Source organism: Okeania sp. SIO2F5 (genome assembly GCF_010692685.1).
Lineage (GTDB): Bacteria > Cyanobacteriota > Cyanobacteriia > Cyanobacteriales > Microcoleaceae > Okeania > Okeania hirsuta.
In genome coordinates, this window is record NZ_JAAHGU010000100.1 from 1 (window position 1) to 13,959 (window position 13,959).

The 13,959-nt window shown below is 36.2% G+C and carries 12 protein-coding genes; 8 read left to right on the forward strand and 4 right to left on the reverse strand.

Going from position 1 to position 13,959, the window contains the following annotated elements; all coding sequences use genetic code 11:
- Window positions 1-742 precede the first annotated feature (742 nt).
- The 3 genes from F6K27_RS23665 (at window position 743) to F6K27_RS23675 (ending at window position 2,842) form a co-directional block, all read left to right on the forward strand.
- Window positions 743-1,099 carry a hypothetical protein gene (locus tag F6K27_RS23665; protein WP_124155508.1) on the forward strand — a complete coding sequence of 119 codons (357 nt, stop codon included), beginning with the start codon at window positions 743-745 and terminating at the stop codon, window positions 1,097-1,099.
- A gap of 13 nt (window positions 1,100-1,112) precedes the next feature.
- Window positions 1,113-1,907 (forward strand): YdcF family protein, encoded by a 795-nt coding sequence (locus tag F6K27_RS23670; protein WP_124147364.1) that lies wholly within the window; start codon window positions 1,113-1,115, stop codon window positions 1,905-1,907.
- Window positions 1,908-2,599: 692 nt separating this feature from the next.
- On the forward strand, window positions 2,600-2,842 hold the full coding sequence (locus tag F6K27_RS23675; RefSeq protein WP_287278620.1) for a hypothetical protein: 243 nt from the start codon (window positions 2,600-2,602) through the stop codon (window positions 2,840-2,842).
- A gap of 167 nt (window positions 2,843-3,009) precedes the next feature.
- On the opposite strand, the gene F6K27_RS23680 is transcribed toward F6K27_RS23675, so the two are convergent.
- Both F6K27_RS23680 and F6K27_RS23685 read right to left on the reverse strand, forming a co-directional pair.
- A complete protein-coding gene (locus tag F6K27_RS23680; RefSeq protein WP_287278622.1) occupies window positions 3,010-3,231 on the reverse strand; it encodes a ferredoxin-thioredoxin reductase variable chain in 222 nt (73 codons plus the stop codon).
- Between the two features lie 515 nt (window positions 3,232-3,746).
- Entirely contained in the window at window positions 3,747-5,702 is a 1,956-nt protein-coding gene (locus F6K27_RS23685; RefSeq protein ID WP_287278624.1) for a PP2C family serine/threonine-protein phosphatase, read from the reverse strand.
- 306 nt (window positions 5,703-6,008) lie between these two features.
- Between F6K27_RS23685 and F6K27_RS23690 the strand changes: the two genes are divergently transcribed.
- Window positions 6,009-6,473, forward strand: a complete 465-nt coding sequence (locus F6K27_RS23690; protein ID WP_287278626.1) for an NfeD family protein — start codon at window positions 6,009-6,011, stop codon at window positions 6,471-6,473.
- Between the two features lie 29 nt (window positions 6,474-6,502).
- Entirely contained in the window at window positions 6,503-7,471 is a 969-nt protein-coding gene (locus tag F6K27_RS23695; RefSeq protein WP_124147358.1) for an SPFH domain-containing protein, read from the forward strand.
- 181 nt (window positions 7,472-7,652) lie between these two features.
- Here the strand turns inward: F6K27_RS23695 and F6K27_RS23700 are convergent, their stop codons facing one another.
- On the reverse strand, window positions 7,653-8,036 hold the full coding sequence (locus tag F6K27_RS23700) for a Fur family transcriptional regulator (protein ID WP_124147357.1): 384 nt from the start codon (window positions 8,034-8,036) through the stop codon (window positions 7,653-7,655).
- Between the two features lie 80 nt (window positions 8,037-8,116).
- Between F6K27_RS23700 and purS the strand changes: the two genes are divergently transcribed.
- Window positions 8,117-8,428 carry a phosphoribosylformylglycinamidine synthase subunit PurS gene (purS, locus tag F6K27_RS23705; protein ID WP_124147356.1) on the forward strand — a complete coding sequence of 104 codons (312 nt, stop codon included), beginning with the start codon at window positions 8,117-8,119 and terminating at the stop codon, window positions 8,426-8,428.
- A gap of 232 nt (window positions 8,429-8,660) precedes the next feature.
- Window positions 8,661-9,350: a phosphoribosylformylglycinamidine synthase subunit PurQ gene (purQ, locus tag F6K27_RS23710; RefSeq protein WP_124147355.1), complete on the forward strand. Its 690-nt coding sequence runs from the start codon at window positions 8,661-8,663 to the stop codon at window positions 9,348-9,350.
- A 293-nt stretch (window positions 9,351-9,643) separates the two neighbouring features.
- On the opposite strand, the gene F6K27_RS23715 is transcribed toward purQ, so the two are convergent.
- Window positions 9,644-9,934, reverse strand: coding sequence for a Mo-dependent nitrogenase C-terminal domain-containing protein (locus F6K27_RS23715; RefSeq protein ID WP_240039180.1), 291 nt, complete (start codon window positions 9,932-9,934; stop codon window positions 9,644-9,646).
- Between the two features lie 2,314 nt (window positions 9,935-12,248).
- On the opposite strand from F6K27_RS23715, the gene F6K27_RS23720 reads away from it, so the two are divergent.
- The gene (locus F6K27_RS23720) at window positions 12,249-13,946 is read left to right on the forward strand and encodes a tetratricopeptide repeat protein (RefSeq protein WP_287278628.1); all 1,698 of its coding nucleotides are present in this window, start codon (window positions 12,249-12,251) and stop codon (window positions 13,944-13,946) included.
- Window positions 13,947-13,959: the final 13 nt, after the last annotated feature.

A 13,959-nucleotide genomic window follows, 5' to 3' on the forward strand; every position in this document is an offset into this window, starting at 1 on the left:
ATTCATACAATGTTCCATACTCAACGTGATGATTCAAAATGGTAAACCCCAGAGCTACAAAGTAGAAATCTAGTTAACTTCCAACTAAGGGAGTTTTTGGCGATCGCTACTTTCATGCAACAAAGCCCCCTTATTTTATAGTTTACTTTTGCAAGAGGTCTCATAGACAGAAGTTAAATGAATCATTGCCTAGTTTGAATTCGTTTGGATAACAAATAATATTGTCGGACGACTAGATACACCCCAGTCAAAACCTGCAAGGGAGTTAACATAGCCAAGGTTTCGGGTTCGGCAAATAATAGCAGTCAATCTTTGCGAATAGAAGCTAAAACAATAGGCAATGAGGCTTCAGGGGGTAAATTAAACCATCCCATCAAAGGGTTAATAATATTGGCTAAAGCTGCGATCGCTCCTAACTAATTCAACACAGAAGCAATAACAGTGATAACTAAAAAGATGGGAATTGCATTGAACAAAAATTGATTAATAGTTGACTTAGCTTCGCGCCAAATTACTAACGAATCAGGAAATTCTTTGACTCTTCAGTTTGATCGTGTCTTATCCATTAAGCAGAACTCTAACTTGTGATTGTATTGTATTGCACATCAGTAATTCATGTAGGAAAGCCATTTATTGGACAATTCACGGAAGCCAGAAGTCAGAATATAGAATTTAATATGCCTATTTAAGCGAAGTTGATATAATTTTTCAAACATCAATCACTTAATGCCTTGGCCAAAGCATGGATAAACAATCAATATCAACAGGCTTAATTGCCGGACTAGCAGCTACTCTGTTTTTCAGCATTAGCTTTAGCCTCCTAGAATATACAATAAAATTAAGTATTGTATTGGGTGTAATTGCAGGCATTTCTGCTGGTTTATTAGGGTATTGGTCACAAATAGAATCAATACCAGAAATTCCAGAGAAAACAAATACTGAACCTATAGATTCCCCAAAACCACCAAAACCACCAAAACCACTTAATACATGGCCTAAAACACCTAGAGAACGTAGCGGTGTTTCTATCTTAAGTTGGCTTTCAAGGTCAAGTCAAGTTTCTTCCAGAAGATATCAAAAATCTCGAAAAAAATACTAATCTTTCACTTCTAATGTTTTTGTTTTTTTCTAAATTACTCCCTTTATTTATCTATCCTTTGGGGTTATCTTGCTTGCTAATGCTGATAGCTTTTATTTTATTGTGGTGGTATCCTAAATGGTCAGCATTAGTAATTTTTCTGGCATTTACAGTAACATTTATGTTTAGTAATTCGTGGATTTCTCAAGGACTTATTAAATCCTTAGAATGGCAAAATTTACCGCCGAAAGAATTACCTTCAGCAGAAGCAATTGTAGTCTTAGGTGGTGGAATTAAACCTGCAAATTCACCCCGACCTTGGGTAGATTTTAGTGAAGCAGGTGATCGCATTTTACATGGAATAAGATTATATCAGCAGGGTAAAGCACCTTTAATTATATTAAGTGGTGGTAGAGTTGATTGGAAAGATGGAGGGAACCCTGAGTCTGGAGATATGGCAGAAATTGCTGAAACTATGGGAGTACCAAAAACAGCAATTTTACAAGATACAGACTCTCTAAATACTTATCAAAATGCTGTTAATGTCAAACAAATTTTAGAGAAAAATGAAATTAAAGGCAATGTTTTGTTAGTAACTTCAGCACTGCATACTCCTCGCTCAATATCAATCTTCAAAAAACAGAAAATATCAGTAATTCCAGCACCAACAGATTTTTTAGTTACTGAAAGAGATTTACAAGAAATACAAGATAGTTGGCAAGGTTTTCTGTTAAATATTATTCCTGATGCTGCAAATTTACAAAATTCTACTAAAGCTTTAAAAGAATATATAGGTATAATAGTATATCGTCTGCGAGGGTGGTTATAATATATTTTTTTGTAGTCAGTAGTTAGCATGAAACAAAGGATTTAATATATAGCAATATTGTCTGAATTGCAAGATATTGTAGATTTTTAGGGAATAGTCAATTCAGTTATCAGTTATCAGTTAGCCTTTTTACAGAGGAGTTAGTGGGACTTACACAAAATAGAAGTAGAAAATAGGCTCAAATATATATAGGAAAAGGCTTTTACCTCAAAAAAGCATAAATCCTTAATTACCAAGGGTTCTAGGGATTTTTAGTGCATTGACGCAATTTCCTGATCTAGACTGACACGAGCGCCATTTTTCGACCATAAAATGTTTAGGTCCCACTAGGCTATCAGTACCTCCGGCTTAAGCAGGAGGCTTGAAATTCAGAATTTTCTTTCCCTTGGTCGATTGGATATGGCGGGGAGACCCGTTCTTGCAGACCCGCTCCGAAGATCGCCATCCCACTCTTCGGGAAGCTCCGAAGATCGACCGCTTTTTATCCCCTTAAAAGGAGAGGCTTGAGACCTTATTTTTTGTCAACAGAGAAAAAATTTGCTAAGTTATACAAGATGCTTTTAACAATTTTTAGAATAAACAAAAGGTTTAATTTTTATATCAACTTATGTATTTGAATTAAGGGATAAAATATACAATTTACCCCTTCCCTATTTTTTCTTACTTATCTTTACTATTTAGGAATGAAATCAATGCCTCCAGAATTAAGAAGCATCTTTCCAGAAACAAATTCACCTGCTACAGAAATTTTTCAAATTTCTCAAACTACTCAGGAATTTTATCAGGAGGTAAAATATAGAGAAAATTTTCAAAATTATTGTCAGTGGTATTATAAGATAGCTGAACAACACCAAAAAGAACTACAAAAAATGCGGAGTGATATTAATATTTTAGGTTTTTTCTTGCAATTAATTCACCCTAAAGTCAAAAAATAGGAAAATAAATGGGGACAATGCCCCATAAATCCTATTAGTATTAACCTTAAGTTATTCTATAGTAGTCGAAGGAAAGAGCGCTGACATATCAAAAGCTTAAAACTCAGATAACGCCATATTTTTTCTGATTCCTTCTCTCCTAGATAACTAAAGCCTTCGTCCTTCTGCTATATAAGTTCTAATTCCTCTTCCTTCAGATGAACTTTAAATTTTTCTGTAAATTTGACAAGAATTGGTAGATTAGCGCTAACTGGTCTGCCCTTCCATTCATTGACAATACCAATAACTTCTCCCTCCTCATCTTTAAGATCGAATGGTTGTCCTCTATTTTCAGGATGAATATAAACAACAACAGATTTATTCACGCGAACACGATCGCCTACATTCATATATTAAAACCTTATACTATCATCTCCTAGAAATTTAACTAGCTCTGGGCTAAAAGCTTTCAGCTATCAGCTAGGATTGAAATCCCCGACTTGTAGAAGCCGAATAATTTAAGAGGGGTTTAAATCCCTTTTTAAATTGTATTTCTCTCAGTTTTAGTAAAATCTAAGCTGAATACACCAATTGCTGTTTGCGTTTGCGTAGCATCCCGTAGGGAAGCATTCCGTCAGGAAACGCTTTTTAACTAATGTAACTCCAAGAATAAATTACACTAGCTTTAAGAATCTTCCTATTCTTTCATAAAACCAACCCTAAATCTACATAAATTTCACGTTGAACAATTTTTTAATCAACTATAAACATAATATTAAAGTTCAAATTACTATCAATTAATCTATATAGCAGTCCTGTTTAACTTGTGCAGAAAATATCTTGGAGCTAGGGGACAGAGAACATTGAAAAGAAGTCAAAAGAGCGACAAAAATTAGTATCTCAGCTATAAGTCCAAAATTAAACATTAAGAATCAGGAGAAACAGGAGCTTCCGAAGGCTCAGGTATCATTGGACTTTCCGAAGATGTAGGAGCATCATTAGGATTTGAGCGAAAATTTTCCCAATTGCGCCACACCGCTACAAATGCCCCTACAGATAATATCAACAATAAACCAACCATAAACATCCACGGTTTTAACCTTGGAGATTTTGGCATAGCCTCCACCTCAGAATCAGGGCCAGACTTAAGATCAGCTTCAGGTTTAAGCTCCGAAACTTCATCATCATCACTATAAAGAAGTGCTTTAGAAGCTTCAGATAATTCTGGCATTACCTCCCTTTCCAGAGGTCTTGCTGTAGGATTATTCAATAAAATCAACTGTTCTGGAGAAATACGATAGTGGGCAAGCACCACCGAAGTATTATCGTGACCATTTTTCTGATTTGCCAACTCAATCAAATACTCAACTGCCTGCTTGAGAGAAAATTCACCTCGAAAAATCCTAGGAGTATACTCAGTCCAAGACTTCTCAACCCAATCATTATCACTCAGACCATCCGAGCATAATAACAATAAACCCTCTTCTTCAATCAAAAATCTTTGAATAGTGGGACAAATAAACTCCCCATCCCTCGTACCAAGAGCCTGAGTCAGGGCACCCGCATCACGACGTTGTAATGCCTGCCAATACAGACAATGACCGAGACACACCTCCCTAGAAGCCACATCATCATCCACAGTCAACAATTGACAAGCATTTTTAGTTAGCCAATAGGCACGACTATCTCCCAAATTAGCTATGTACAATTCATGGGCATTATTCGGATTTGATTCTAGAGAAGGTTTTACCTGTTGGGGCAATTGTAGCGCCATAACTAATGTTGTACCCATACGTTGTCGGGACTCTCTTCCTTGTTCATCATTCTCAGTGGCAATCATGTTATTGACTACCCGAATAATTTCCTCAAGTTGTTTCATTACCAAATCTGGTGATGTTAAATCCTGTTGTTGGGCTACTTCTGTCAATAGATTTTGTACTAATCTTTTAATGGACTGTACTGCTAGTTGACTAGCTACCTCTCCGCCATCATGGCCACCTACCCCATCACAAATCATTGCTAAATGGGGCACCAATTGCTTGCTAGCTAAATCTTGTTCCGTTGGATAACAACAATCTTCATTATGGAGACGCACAGGCCCAGTATCCGTAGCTCCTACTATTTCTGCACTTAATGGTAATTTGGCCGCCTGTTCCAATAGGAGTTGGTTCAATTTAGGGGCGATCGCCTCCAGAGATTCCCCAATATCTCCAATCATCTGACAAATCTCTTGTAATGGCTGTTGGATATGAGTATGAGCAGTAGGAATCAAATTAGACCAAAAAATCCTTAAATCTCTATGTTTAGTGTTACGGTTTTGTAAGTCCAACTCTAATAGTCGTAACCGCCAACCTTCGACCCTTAAACTATTTGTCAAAAGACTGAAAGCCATGCGCTCTTTTGATAAAGGTTTCCATAACTGCATTATTTGCCATAACCAGTAAACTTGACGTACAGGAGTTGCTGTAGGCCAAGCCTCTACAAAAGCAGGATACAACTGACCTTGAGAGTCTAGAGGAACATTGTCTAACAACAGAATGTCTCTAGGATAAGCTTCTTCTCCATATTGATAAAAACCATATACCCCTGGTGTATGGAGTTTATAGGGATATAAATATAAATATGGCGTTATATTATCTGGTAACTCCTCATACATAAAAGGAGGTTGAGCAGGTTTAGTATCCAGCCAAACTTGTGGAGCTACAACATAGTAGCGATCGCCCAGAAACTCCCCAACAGGAATCTCAACTCCGGCATCAACAGCCCATAAATAGCGATAGATTAATTGAGTTTGGCAAGCTTCGCACTCTTGGCGACCCCAGGAATTGGCCGGATGAGGACAGTTAATATTTGGGCAATGAATTAGTGGGGTAGAAGACATTTTATTAACTCAATATTTAAAAATTAAAAATTAAAAATTATACTAGAAATATTAATTTGAGAACTTATATAAGGAATTGTTTTTTTCGGTGTTGATAAATAATTTAGGAGGGTTCCAAACTGACTTTCTTTGTGTCAAGACGCAAAGATATGTTGAGATAGAAGTTATCTTCATAAATTTCAGAATAAAATAAATTATATACTTGACTATTTGTCAAGAAATAATTTTAGCTAGTGATGAAAGCAAACTACAGTAATTTTACTGAAAAATCACTCATAAATTTAACCTCACCACTCCCATTTATCCATGCTATTAAATCCAACGATATTTTGGTTACTGGCTGGGGCAATTCTTTGTTTTTTAGAACTCCTCGTACCCACAGCCTTTGTTGAATTTATGATGGGACTAAGCGCCTTTGTTGTGGCAGGAGTGTCCCTCTTAATTCCTAGTATTAGCGTACAAGTGGCCTTGTGGATGATTTTTTCTGTAGCTTCTATTCTTGCCTTCCGTCGCCTGTTGCCCAATCATACAGTGGCGACTATTGCAGATGCTCAGGAAGCAGAAACTTTAACAGAAATATTACCAGGCCAGCCTGGTCGAGTAATTTATGAAGGTAATTCTTGGCGGGCAAAATGTGACGATGAAAGTAGCACGATCGCTGCTCATGAAAAAGTTATTGTCGTTAGACGTGAAGGTAATACTTTATTTGTACTGCCAGAAAATTTATTAAATTCTTCAGTTTATCTCCCTCACCAAAGTCAATTGAGATAACAACTAATTAGATAATTAGGAGATTAAAAATGGAACAGTTTTTTTTGTTAGTCTTTTTAGCTTTAGGTGGTTCAAGTTTAGCCGGAAGTGTCAAAGTTATTAATCAAGGAAACGAAGCTTTAGTAGAAACTTTAGGTAAATATAATGGCAGAAAATTAGATGCTGGTTTGAAATTTATTATCCCATTTTTAGATAGAATTTCTTATCAAGAAACAATTCGGGAAAAAGTATTAGATATTCCACCTCAACCATGTATTACTAGAGATAACGTAGCAATTAGTGTAGATGCTGTGGTTTATTGGCGGATTATGGATTTGGAAAAAGCCTACTACAAAGTCGAAGACCTTAAATCTGCAATGGTTAATCTAGTTCTAACTCAAATTCGGGCAGAAATGGGTAAATTAGAATTAGACCAAACCTTTACAGCACGCACAGAAATTAATGAGGTATTACTCAGAGAATTAGACATAGCTACTGACCCTTGGGGAGTGAAAGTAACTAGGGTAGAATTACGAGATATTAGCCCTTCAAAAGCAGTACAAGATTCTATGGAATTACAGATGACTGCGGAGCGACAAAAACGGGCAGCAATTTTAACTTCAGAAGGGGAAAGAGATTCTGCAATTAACTCTGCTAGAGGTAAGGCAGAATCACAAGTCCTTGATGCTGAAGCTCGTCAAAAAGCAACTATTTTAGAAGCAGAAGCACAACAAAAAGCAATTATTCTTAAAGCTCAAGCTGAACGTCAATCTCAAGTATTAAGAGCTTCTGCAACTTCAGAAGCACTAGAAATTATTACTAAAACCCTCCATAAAGACCCCAATGCTAAAGAAGCACTCCAATTTTTATTGGCTCAAAACTATTTGGATATGGGTCAGAAAATTGGTAGTAGTGACAGTAGTAAAGTTATGTTCATGGACCCCCGAAATATTCCAGCAACTTTAGAAGGTATGCGTTCCATTGTGGCAGATGGCAAAAATTCAGTTCAAAGTCAGTAGAATTTTTTGGCTTTGCTCATCGGAACTGTCTCCTGGAAGGAAGCTTTATGGGGTATAAATTCCCATCATCACCCCCGGTGTCTACAATTATTTGGGGTTATTAAGACATGAAGTGGCCGGTCGTTGACTATCCCCATGCAATTTATTCTGTCTCCAGTATAGCTGTCTCCTGACTCCTTCTTCAAGTTAAAGTACAACTGTCACAAAGTCCAAAAAACTCTAAAGTGTGATAAAAAATCTTAAATTTGTGGGACTTCTGTAATTTATTTTCTAAATTATGCACAGGACATTCATAAATAGGAATAGAAGTCCCACATTTTACACAGGTCAGATGATGTTGGTTTTGCTGTAAGCAACTATATACAGATTCGCCATTGGCCAAAGTCCGGACAATTACTACCCCTTCTTGTTTGAGGGCATCTAAAGAACGATAGACTGTTGCTAATCCCAGAGGTTGGTCACATTCGCGCAGTGCTGAATAAATATCCTGAGCAGATAGCGATCGCTTCTGGATTTTTAATAGCTTTAAAATACGCTCTTGAGACCGGGTACGATTGGATTTCATGGCTAATGTGGTTAACTATGAATAGAACTTAACTGATAATATCTAACGTGGTCAGTTGAAATCTAATATTTTTTAATCTCGTGACAAAACAATATCAGGCACATATATATGTTACCCTAAGACCATCTGTTTTAGATCCTGCTGGTACTGCAGTTAAATCTGGGTTGGCACAGATGGGATATGACAATGTAGAACAAATTAGAATTGGTAAATATATTGAGTTGATGCTTCAGGCAACCGATGAAGCAACAGCTAAGGAACAACTAGAATTAATCTGCGATCGACTATTAGCGAATCCTGTCATTGAAAATTATCGTTTTGATTTAATAGACATCTCCAGAAAAGAGGCAACAGGCAACAGGCAACAGGCAACAGGCAACATGGAGAAATAATTGATAATTTATGGATCAGAATTGATTTTATTTTTGATTTTTGGAGATGTTTAATGGAAACTGTCAAAGAAGGTGCTAGGTTTTAGGTGGTAGATTTTAGGTGAAACTGTGGACATCAGTTGTGAAAGTGGAGTTTTAGACCTAGTTGCTAGTGCATAGTACTCTTGAAAAATCTGCAATAACACCTGAAGTCTCACACTTTCAGAGTATAGCAACTATCATTGAAATTAATATGAAGTTTGGTATTATTGTGTTTCCCGGTTCCAACTGCGATCGGGATGTAGCTTGGGTAACTCAAAGTTTATTAGGTCAACCAACTCGCATGGTTTGGCATCAAGAAGAAAATATTTCCGGTCTAGATGTAATAGTTATTCCTGGAGGTTTCAGCTATGGCGACTATCTCAGATGCGGAGCGATCGCTCGTTTTTCTCCAGTCATGGCAGCAACTGTTGCTCATGCCCAAAAAGGTAAGTTAGTATTAGGTATCTGTAATGGTTTCCAGATATTGACAGAAATAGGACTGTTGCCAGGAGCATTAGTCAGAAATCAGCAATTAAATTTTATTTGCGATCGAGTTCCGGTCAAAGTAGAAAACTCTGATACTGCTTGGACATCTACTTATACAAAAGGAGAAGTGATTCGTTTACCAATAGCTCATGGTGAAGGTCGTTATTATGCTGATACAGAAACGTTGAAAGAATTAGAGAATAATCGTCAAATTTTATTTCGTTACTGTACGGAAAATGGTGAAATTAGTCAAGTAGCTAATCCCAATGGATCTCTTAATAATATTGCTGGGATCTGCAACCGTCAAGGCAATGTGTTGGGAATGATGCCTCATCCAGAGAGAGCATCAGACCCAATGTTAGGTGATACAGATGGCATCAAATTATTTAAGGGATTATTAATGGCTGTGGTTTGAATTTAGCTACAGTCAAGTATCTCATAGCTTTCCCATAGAATAAAAGTTGATTTCAATTGATTAATTTTTAACTGGGAAAGCTTTGCCTTTTCGGTTTTCGCCAACATAAAAAGCGGTCATTTCAGTTATCAGTTAGCCTCTTTACAGAGGAGCTACACTATCAGTTATCAGTTAACAGTACCTCCTGCAATAGGGAGGTAAGAAAATCCGAAATTTCCTTTTTTATCCCCTTTCAAGGGGAGGCTTTGGACCTAATTTATTGGTAAAAATGGGTTTGATTATTGCTTCCAAGACTAGCAGTATGAGGTAACATCTTCTCCACAAATATCCGCTAAATAACACAAAGCTCTAAACCTCAAACCAATTAATTCATCATAAAGAGGGTTAAGTTTGCACATGGGAGGAATATGAAACAAGATATGACCAAAAAAAGTGATATCGCGCTCAAAAGGGCACTGACTGGGAATTAACTGGCACAGAAATCTTGCTAATTTGGGATTGTTAATTTCTATATGATCTAGCCATTGTCGCAAGGGTTTTAATGGCTGAAATTTAGGTACTGTAGTATACATACGAGCAGTCATAGTATTTAGAATGTTAATGTTTTGGGGCTTCATCTATACCCCTGTTTTTACTAGATTTTGCATAGCGTCTCAAGACTGCTTTATAAAACTGATACAAAGCGTCACATCGATTGACAGCTATGATGTTTACTTCCTGCTTCTTGCGGAACTGTCGGCAGCACTCCGTCCACAGGCATTCACAGTAAATCCGACCGCATATCTTGAGTGTGTCTTACATTATGAGAAGACCTCAGAATTACACACTCGCTTTCTCAAATTAATACTTGCATTTAGGTCTCTATAAGAGTTCTACAGTGAATTTTTTTACTTTACCGGAAAAGTAATATGTCAATAGTTATGATCGATTAATTTAATTGGCAAAAATCAAAAGTTAATTATCTTTTCCCTTATGGGTTTAAGACTTCACCATCTACACGCTGTAAATGCGCTTGGTAGGGTGAGAATTCCATAGGTCGCATTCTTCTGATGGCTTCTCTACCTGACTCCTGACTACTTCTTCAAGATATTGACTTTTGATTTTCCAGTAGAATTTTTCCTCACACACTAATGTGAAGAGGTCTAAGTGACCAGAGGGGTTGATTGCAAATAGTCTGAGGATGCTTTGACATCCTCTGCGGCCTAAAGGCACGGAGATTCCTACTGAGCCGTAGCTCTTCGGTGGGTTGACGCTTCTTAGGCTGCTAATTTGACAGTAGTCTTATGCTTGCCTCCACGTCCGTTTAGAGTCTCGGAATGCCCTCCCGCGACTTATCAAAAATTCTTGTGGGTTTATTTGTGCCTTCAAGGCGCAAACTGCTCATTGAGCTGAAAGCTTCCCAAGTTCAGCTCTCAACTGAAGGAGTTTCAACCTAATCTTTTTTTCGACAGTATTTATGAGACAAGACGGGTGTTGAAACCAATCTTATAATAACATGAGAAGTCGCCCGCTTATGGGCGAGGCTTTAAACCCAATTATCTGGTAAGTAATTTTTACTGTCCTCAACAGCAGAAGTATTCAGACTAAATTATTTTCCATGGCATCAACAAATTTGATATACTCCCGACGTTGTGCTTACGCGACCACGCAAGACTTTTCAGCCCGGGAAACCCTGACCGCAATTTTGACAGAGGTGATGTCCCCACCCTGTATTAAAATGATCCGCAGTAATATATTTGAGAGACCTACTACTTAAAGTCTCTAGTTCCAATTTTCAGAACAACATAAAGAAACATCTAAGATTGCTCAGGCAAATTTATTTGCCTAAAAATAGGTTAGTTATGCTTTTAAGCTCTTTATTTAAAAGTGGATAATAGCTAACCTGTTTTTGTCACCTATTTGATTGTTACACCAATCGACCTAATTGTCGCGTCTTAATCATTCACAAGTATAAATATTTTATATAAATTTAATTAGTTTTTATTATATCAAAGCTGTTGAAAAAAAATAACATATATGGTAATAAATATAGTTAAAAAAAATTGTAAATGTTGTCCCTTACCCAAGTGTAGAATCGCAGGTAATCTCATCGCCATGTTCTTCTGTGACAATTTGATGGGCAATACTGCTGACGCAACGCTCCGTGTTAATGTAGTTGTGCGCGAGCAAATGCCATACCTAACCTTGTTTTTTTCTTTTGTAGTGAAACTTTGCTCAAATCCTCTTTTGTTTGCAGTCTTGATGTTATATCAAACTCAGTAGAGGATACTAAACCCTTAAATGTTCAGTATTGCTAGAAATTTTACTATTCCATATCGGTGTCACATTGGATCTATAGTAGTCACCATTACTGTATTTGACTATCAAAAGCTTAAAACTCAGACAATACAAGATTTTTCTTTTTTCCTTCTTCCTTCTCCTAATATATGCAATTAAACAGATTTGATATTACTCAAAAATAGTTTGCTTTCAGAATTATACTATGTCTGAATGATTAAGTTAAAAATGTTCTATTGAAGCGATATTAGCGATATTGAAGTAATATCCCAAATTTGTGCTCCGTTTCCAGTGTTTTCACTTGAATTTACACCTAGAACTTACGACCTCAGACCTACGACCTAAGAATTTTATTATAACTAATTAAACGGACATGATATTACTTCACTTCACACAGACTTTTTAATATAGCAGCAAGGGCGAAGCACTTTTGCTGTTGCTATTCTAAACTCCTGACTTATTGACTATCGCTTTTCTAAACCTATAGTTTACATTTTGTTCTGAAGATATATAAATATATAGATTAGTGAAACTTAGACCATCTAGGTAGATTTTAAATAAATGTACAAGATATAATACTATTTTGAGATAGATTCTATCAAGTTCAAGGAAAAAAAAATTATGACCAAAACTGATTTTCAATCATCCCACCAAAAATTGACACTTTTAACAACATTAGACAATACTAATAGCCAAAACATCTCCGGGTCTAACGGAATTTTTAGTATATTTTCTGCATTTCCAGAATATGACCGTGGCAACAGAATGTATAATATGGGCAGATACGAGTCAGCCATATCCTACTACGAAAATGCCGTTAAAATCAAGCCAGACTGGGCTATAGGTTGGTTAAAACTAGGTCATTGTTTCTATAAACTACAAAAATATGAACAAGCAATAGAAGCTTATAAGCGATCGCTATCTATCAAGTCAAATGATGATGAAGCTTGGAATTGTTACGGTGTTGTATTATCTAATTTAAAACAGTATGAAGAAGCGATCGCTTGCTTTGACAAAGGAATAAAATTCAACCAAAATAATTATGAACTCTGGTACAATAAAGGTATTATTTTAGCTGAATTTAAACAGTGTCAAGCTGCCATCCACTGTTATAAAAAAGCACTAAAAATACAACCGATGATGGGAGAAATTTGGTATGCTCAAGGGCAAGCTTTATTAAGTGTAAAAAAATATGCTGAAGCATTAGCTGCTTATGACTGTGCTGTAAAATTGCAACCTGATAATTATCATATTTGGTTAAATAGAGGGTTAGCTTTAGTTGAAACTTACCGTTATGCAGAAGCAGTAGCTAGTTACGACCACGCAATAGAATTACAACCTGATAATTATTTGGCTTGGTTTAACCGAGGAATTGCTCAAAGCAAACTACACAAATATCACGATTCAGTCTCTTCTTTTAATAAAGTAATTAAATTAAATCCAGATGATTATGAAGCTTGGTTTTATAAAGGATTAGCTTTAAAAAATCATTGGAAAGAAGGAGGAATTGCTTGTTTTGATAAAGCAATTAATATTAATCCTAATTTACCGGAAGCTTGGATTAGTCGTGGTCATACTTTATTAGATTTATTTAAATATGATGAGGCATTAGAATCTTTTAATCAGGCAATTACAATTAATTCTAATTATCCAGAATCTTGGTTAGGTCGAGGCAAAGCATTCATGGCACTTAGTAAGTACAATGAAGCTCTTATTGCCTATGGGAATGCTATTGCTACCCAACCAGATTTTTTAGAAGCTTGGAATTTTCGAGGAGAAGCATTAGAAAAACTCCAGCAGTACGAAGCAGCATTAGCCGCTTATGATAAAGTCATAGAAATGAGTGTAAAACAAGGAGTTTCTGTTGCTAAAGTTGGTTTACAAAGAGGAGCTGCTTTAGAAAAGTTACAAAAATACTCTCAAGCAATAGCAGCTTATGATTTGGTCATAGCTAAACAGTCTGATAATTTTGATGCTTGGTTGCAACGAGGATTATGTTTAGCAAAAATGGGAAATGATCGAGAGGCTGCTATGAGTTATAATAGAGCTATTAAAATTTGGCCTAATAATTATCAAGCTTGGTCAGAACTAGCTACAATTATGGAAAAGTTAGAGCAGTATGAAGAAGCGATCGCTGCCTACGACCAAATAGTTTCTTTAAGACCAGGTAATCATCAAATATGGTTTAAAAGAGGATTAATTTTGGAAAAATTAGGATATATTCAAAAAGCAGTTATTTCTTACAATATAGCTTTGGAAATTAAGCCTAATTACCAAGAAGCACTTAATAGAAAAAATCAGTTAAGAATGCAAGGTTAATTTAAAAAATGTT

Coding starts and splice junctions, on each gene's coding strand:
- F6K27_RS23685 (WP_287278624.1), bottom strand. CDS start 5,702: ATGTCTTCTACCCCACTAATTCATTGCCCAAATATTAACTGTCCTCAT.
- F6K27_RS23700 (WP_124147357.1), bottom strand. CDS start 8,036: ATGAAATCCAATCGTACCCGGTCTCAAGAGCGTATTTTAAAGCTATTA.
- F6K27_RS23720 (WP_287278628.1), top strand. CDS start 12,249: ATGACCAAAACTGATTTTCAATCATCCCACCAAAAATTGACACTTTTA.
- F6K27_RS23665 (WP_124155508.1), top strand. CDS start 743: ATGGATAAACAATCAATATCAACAGGCTTAATTGCCGGACTAGCAGCT.
- F6K27_RS23670 (WP_124147364.1), top strand. CDS start 1,113: ATGTTTTTGTTTTTTTCTAAATTACTCCCTTTATTTATCTATCCTTTG.
- F6K27_RS23715 (WP_240039180.1), bottom strand. CDS start 9,934: ATGACTGCTCGTATGTATACTACAGTACCTAAATTTCAGCCATTAAAA.
- F6K27_RS23690 (WP_287278626.1), top strand. CDS start 6,009: ATGCTATTAAATCCAACGATATTTTGGTTACTGGCTGGGGCAATTCTT.
- F6K27_RS23695 (WP_124147358.1), top strand. CDS start 6,503: ATGGAACAGTTTTTTTTGTTAGTCTTTTTAGCTTTAGGTGGTTCAAGT.
- purQ (WP_124147355.1), top strand. CDS start 8,661: ATGAAGTTTGGTATTATTGTGTTTCCCGGTTCCAACTGCGATCGGGAT.
- F6K27_RS23680 (WP_287278622.1), bottom strand. CDS start 3,231: ATGAATGTAGGCGATCGTGTTCGCGTGAATAAATCTGTTGTTGTTTAT.
- F6K27_RS23675 (WP_287278620.1), top strand. CDS start 2,600: ATGCCTCCAGAATTAAGAAGCATCTTTCCAGAAACAAATTCACCTGCT.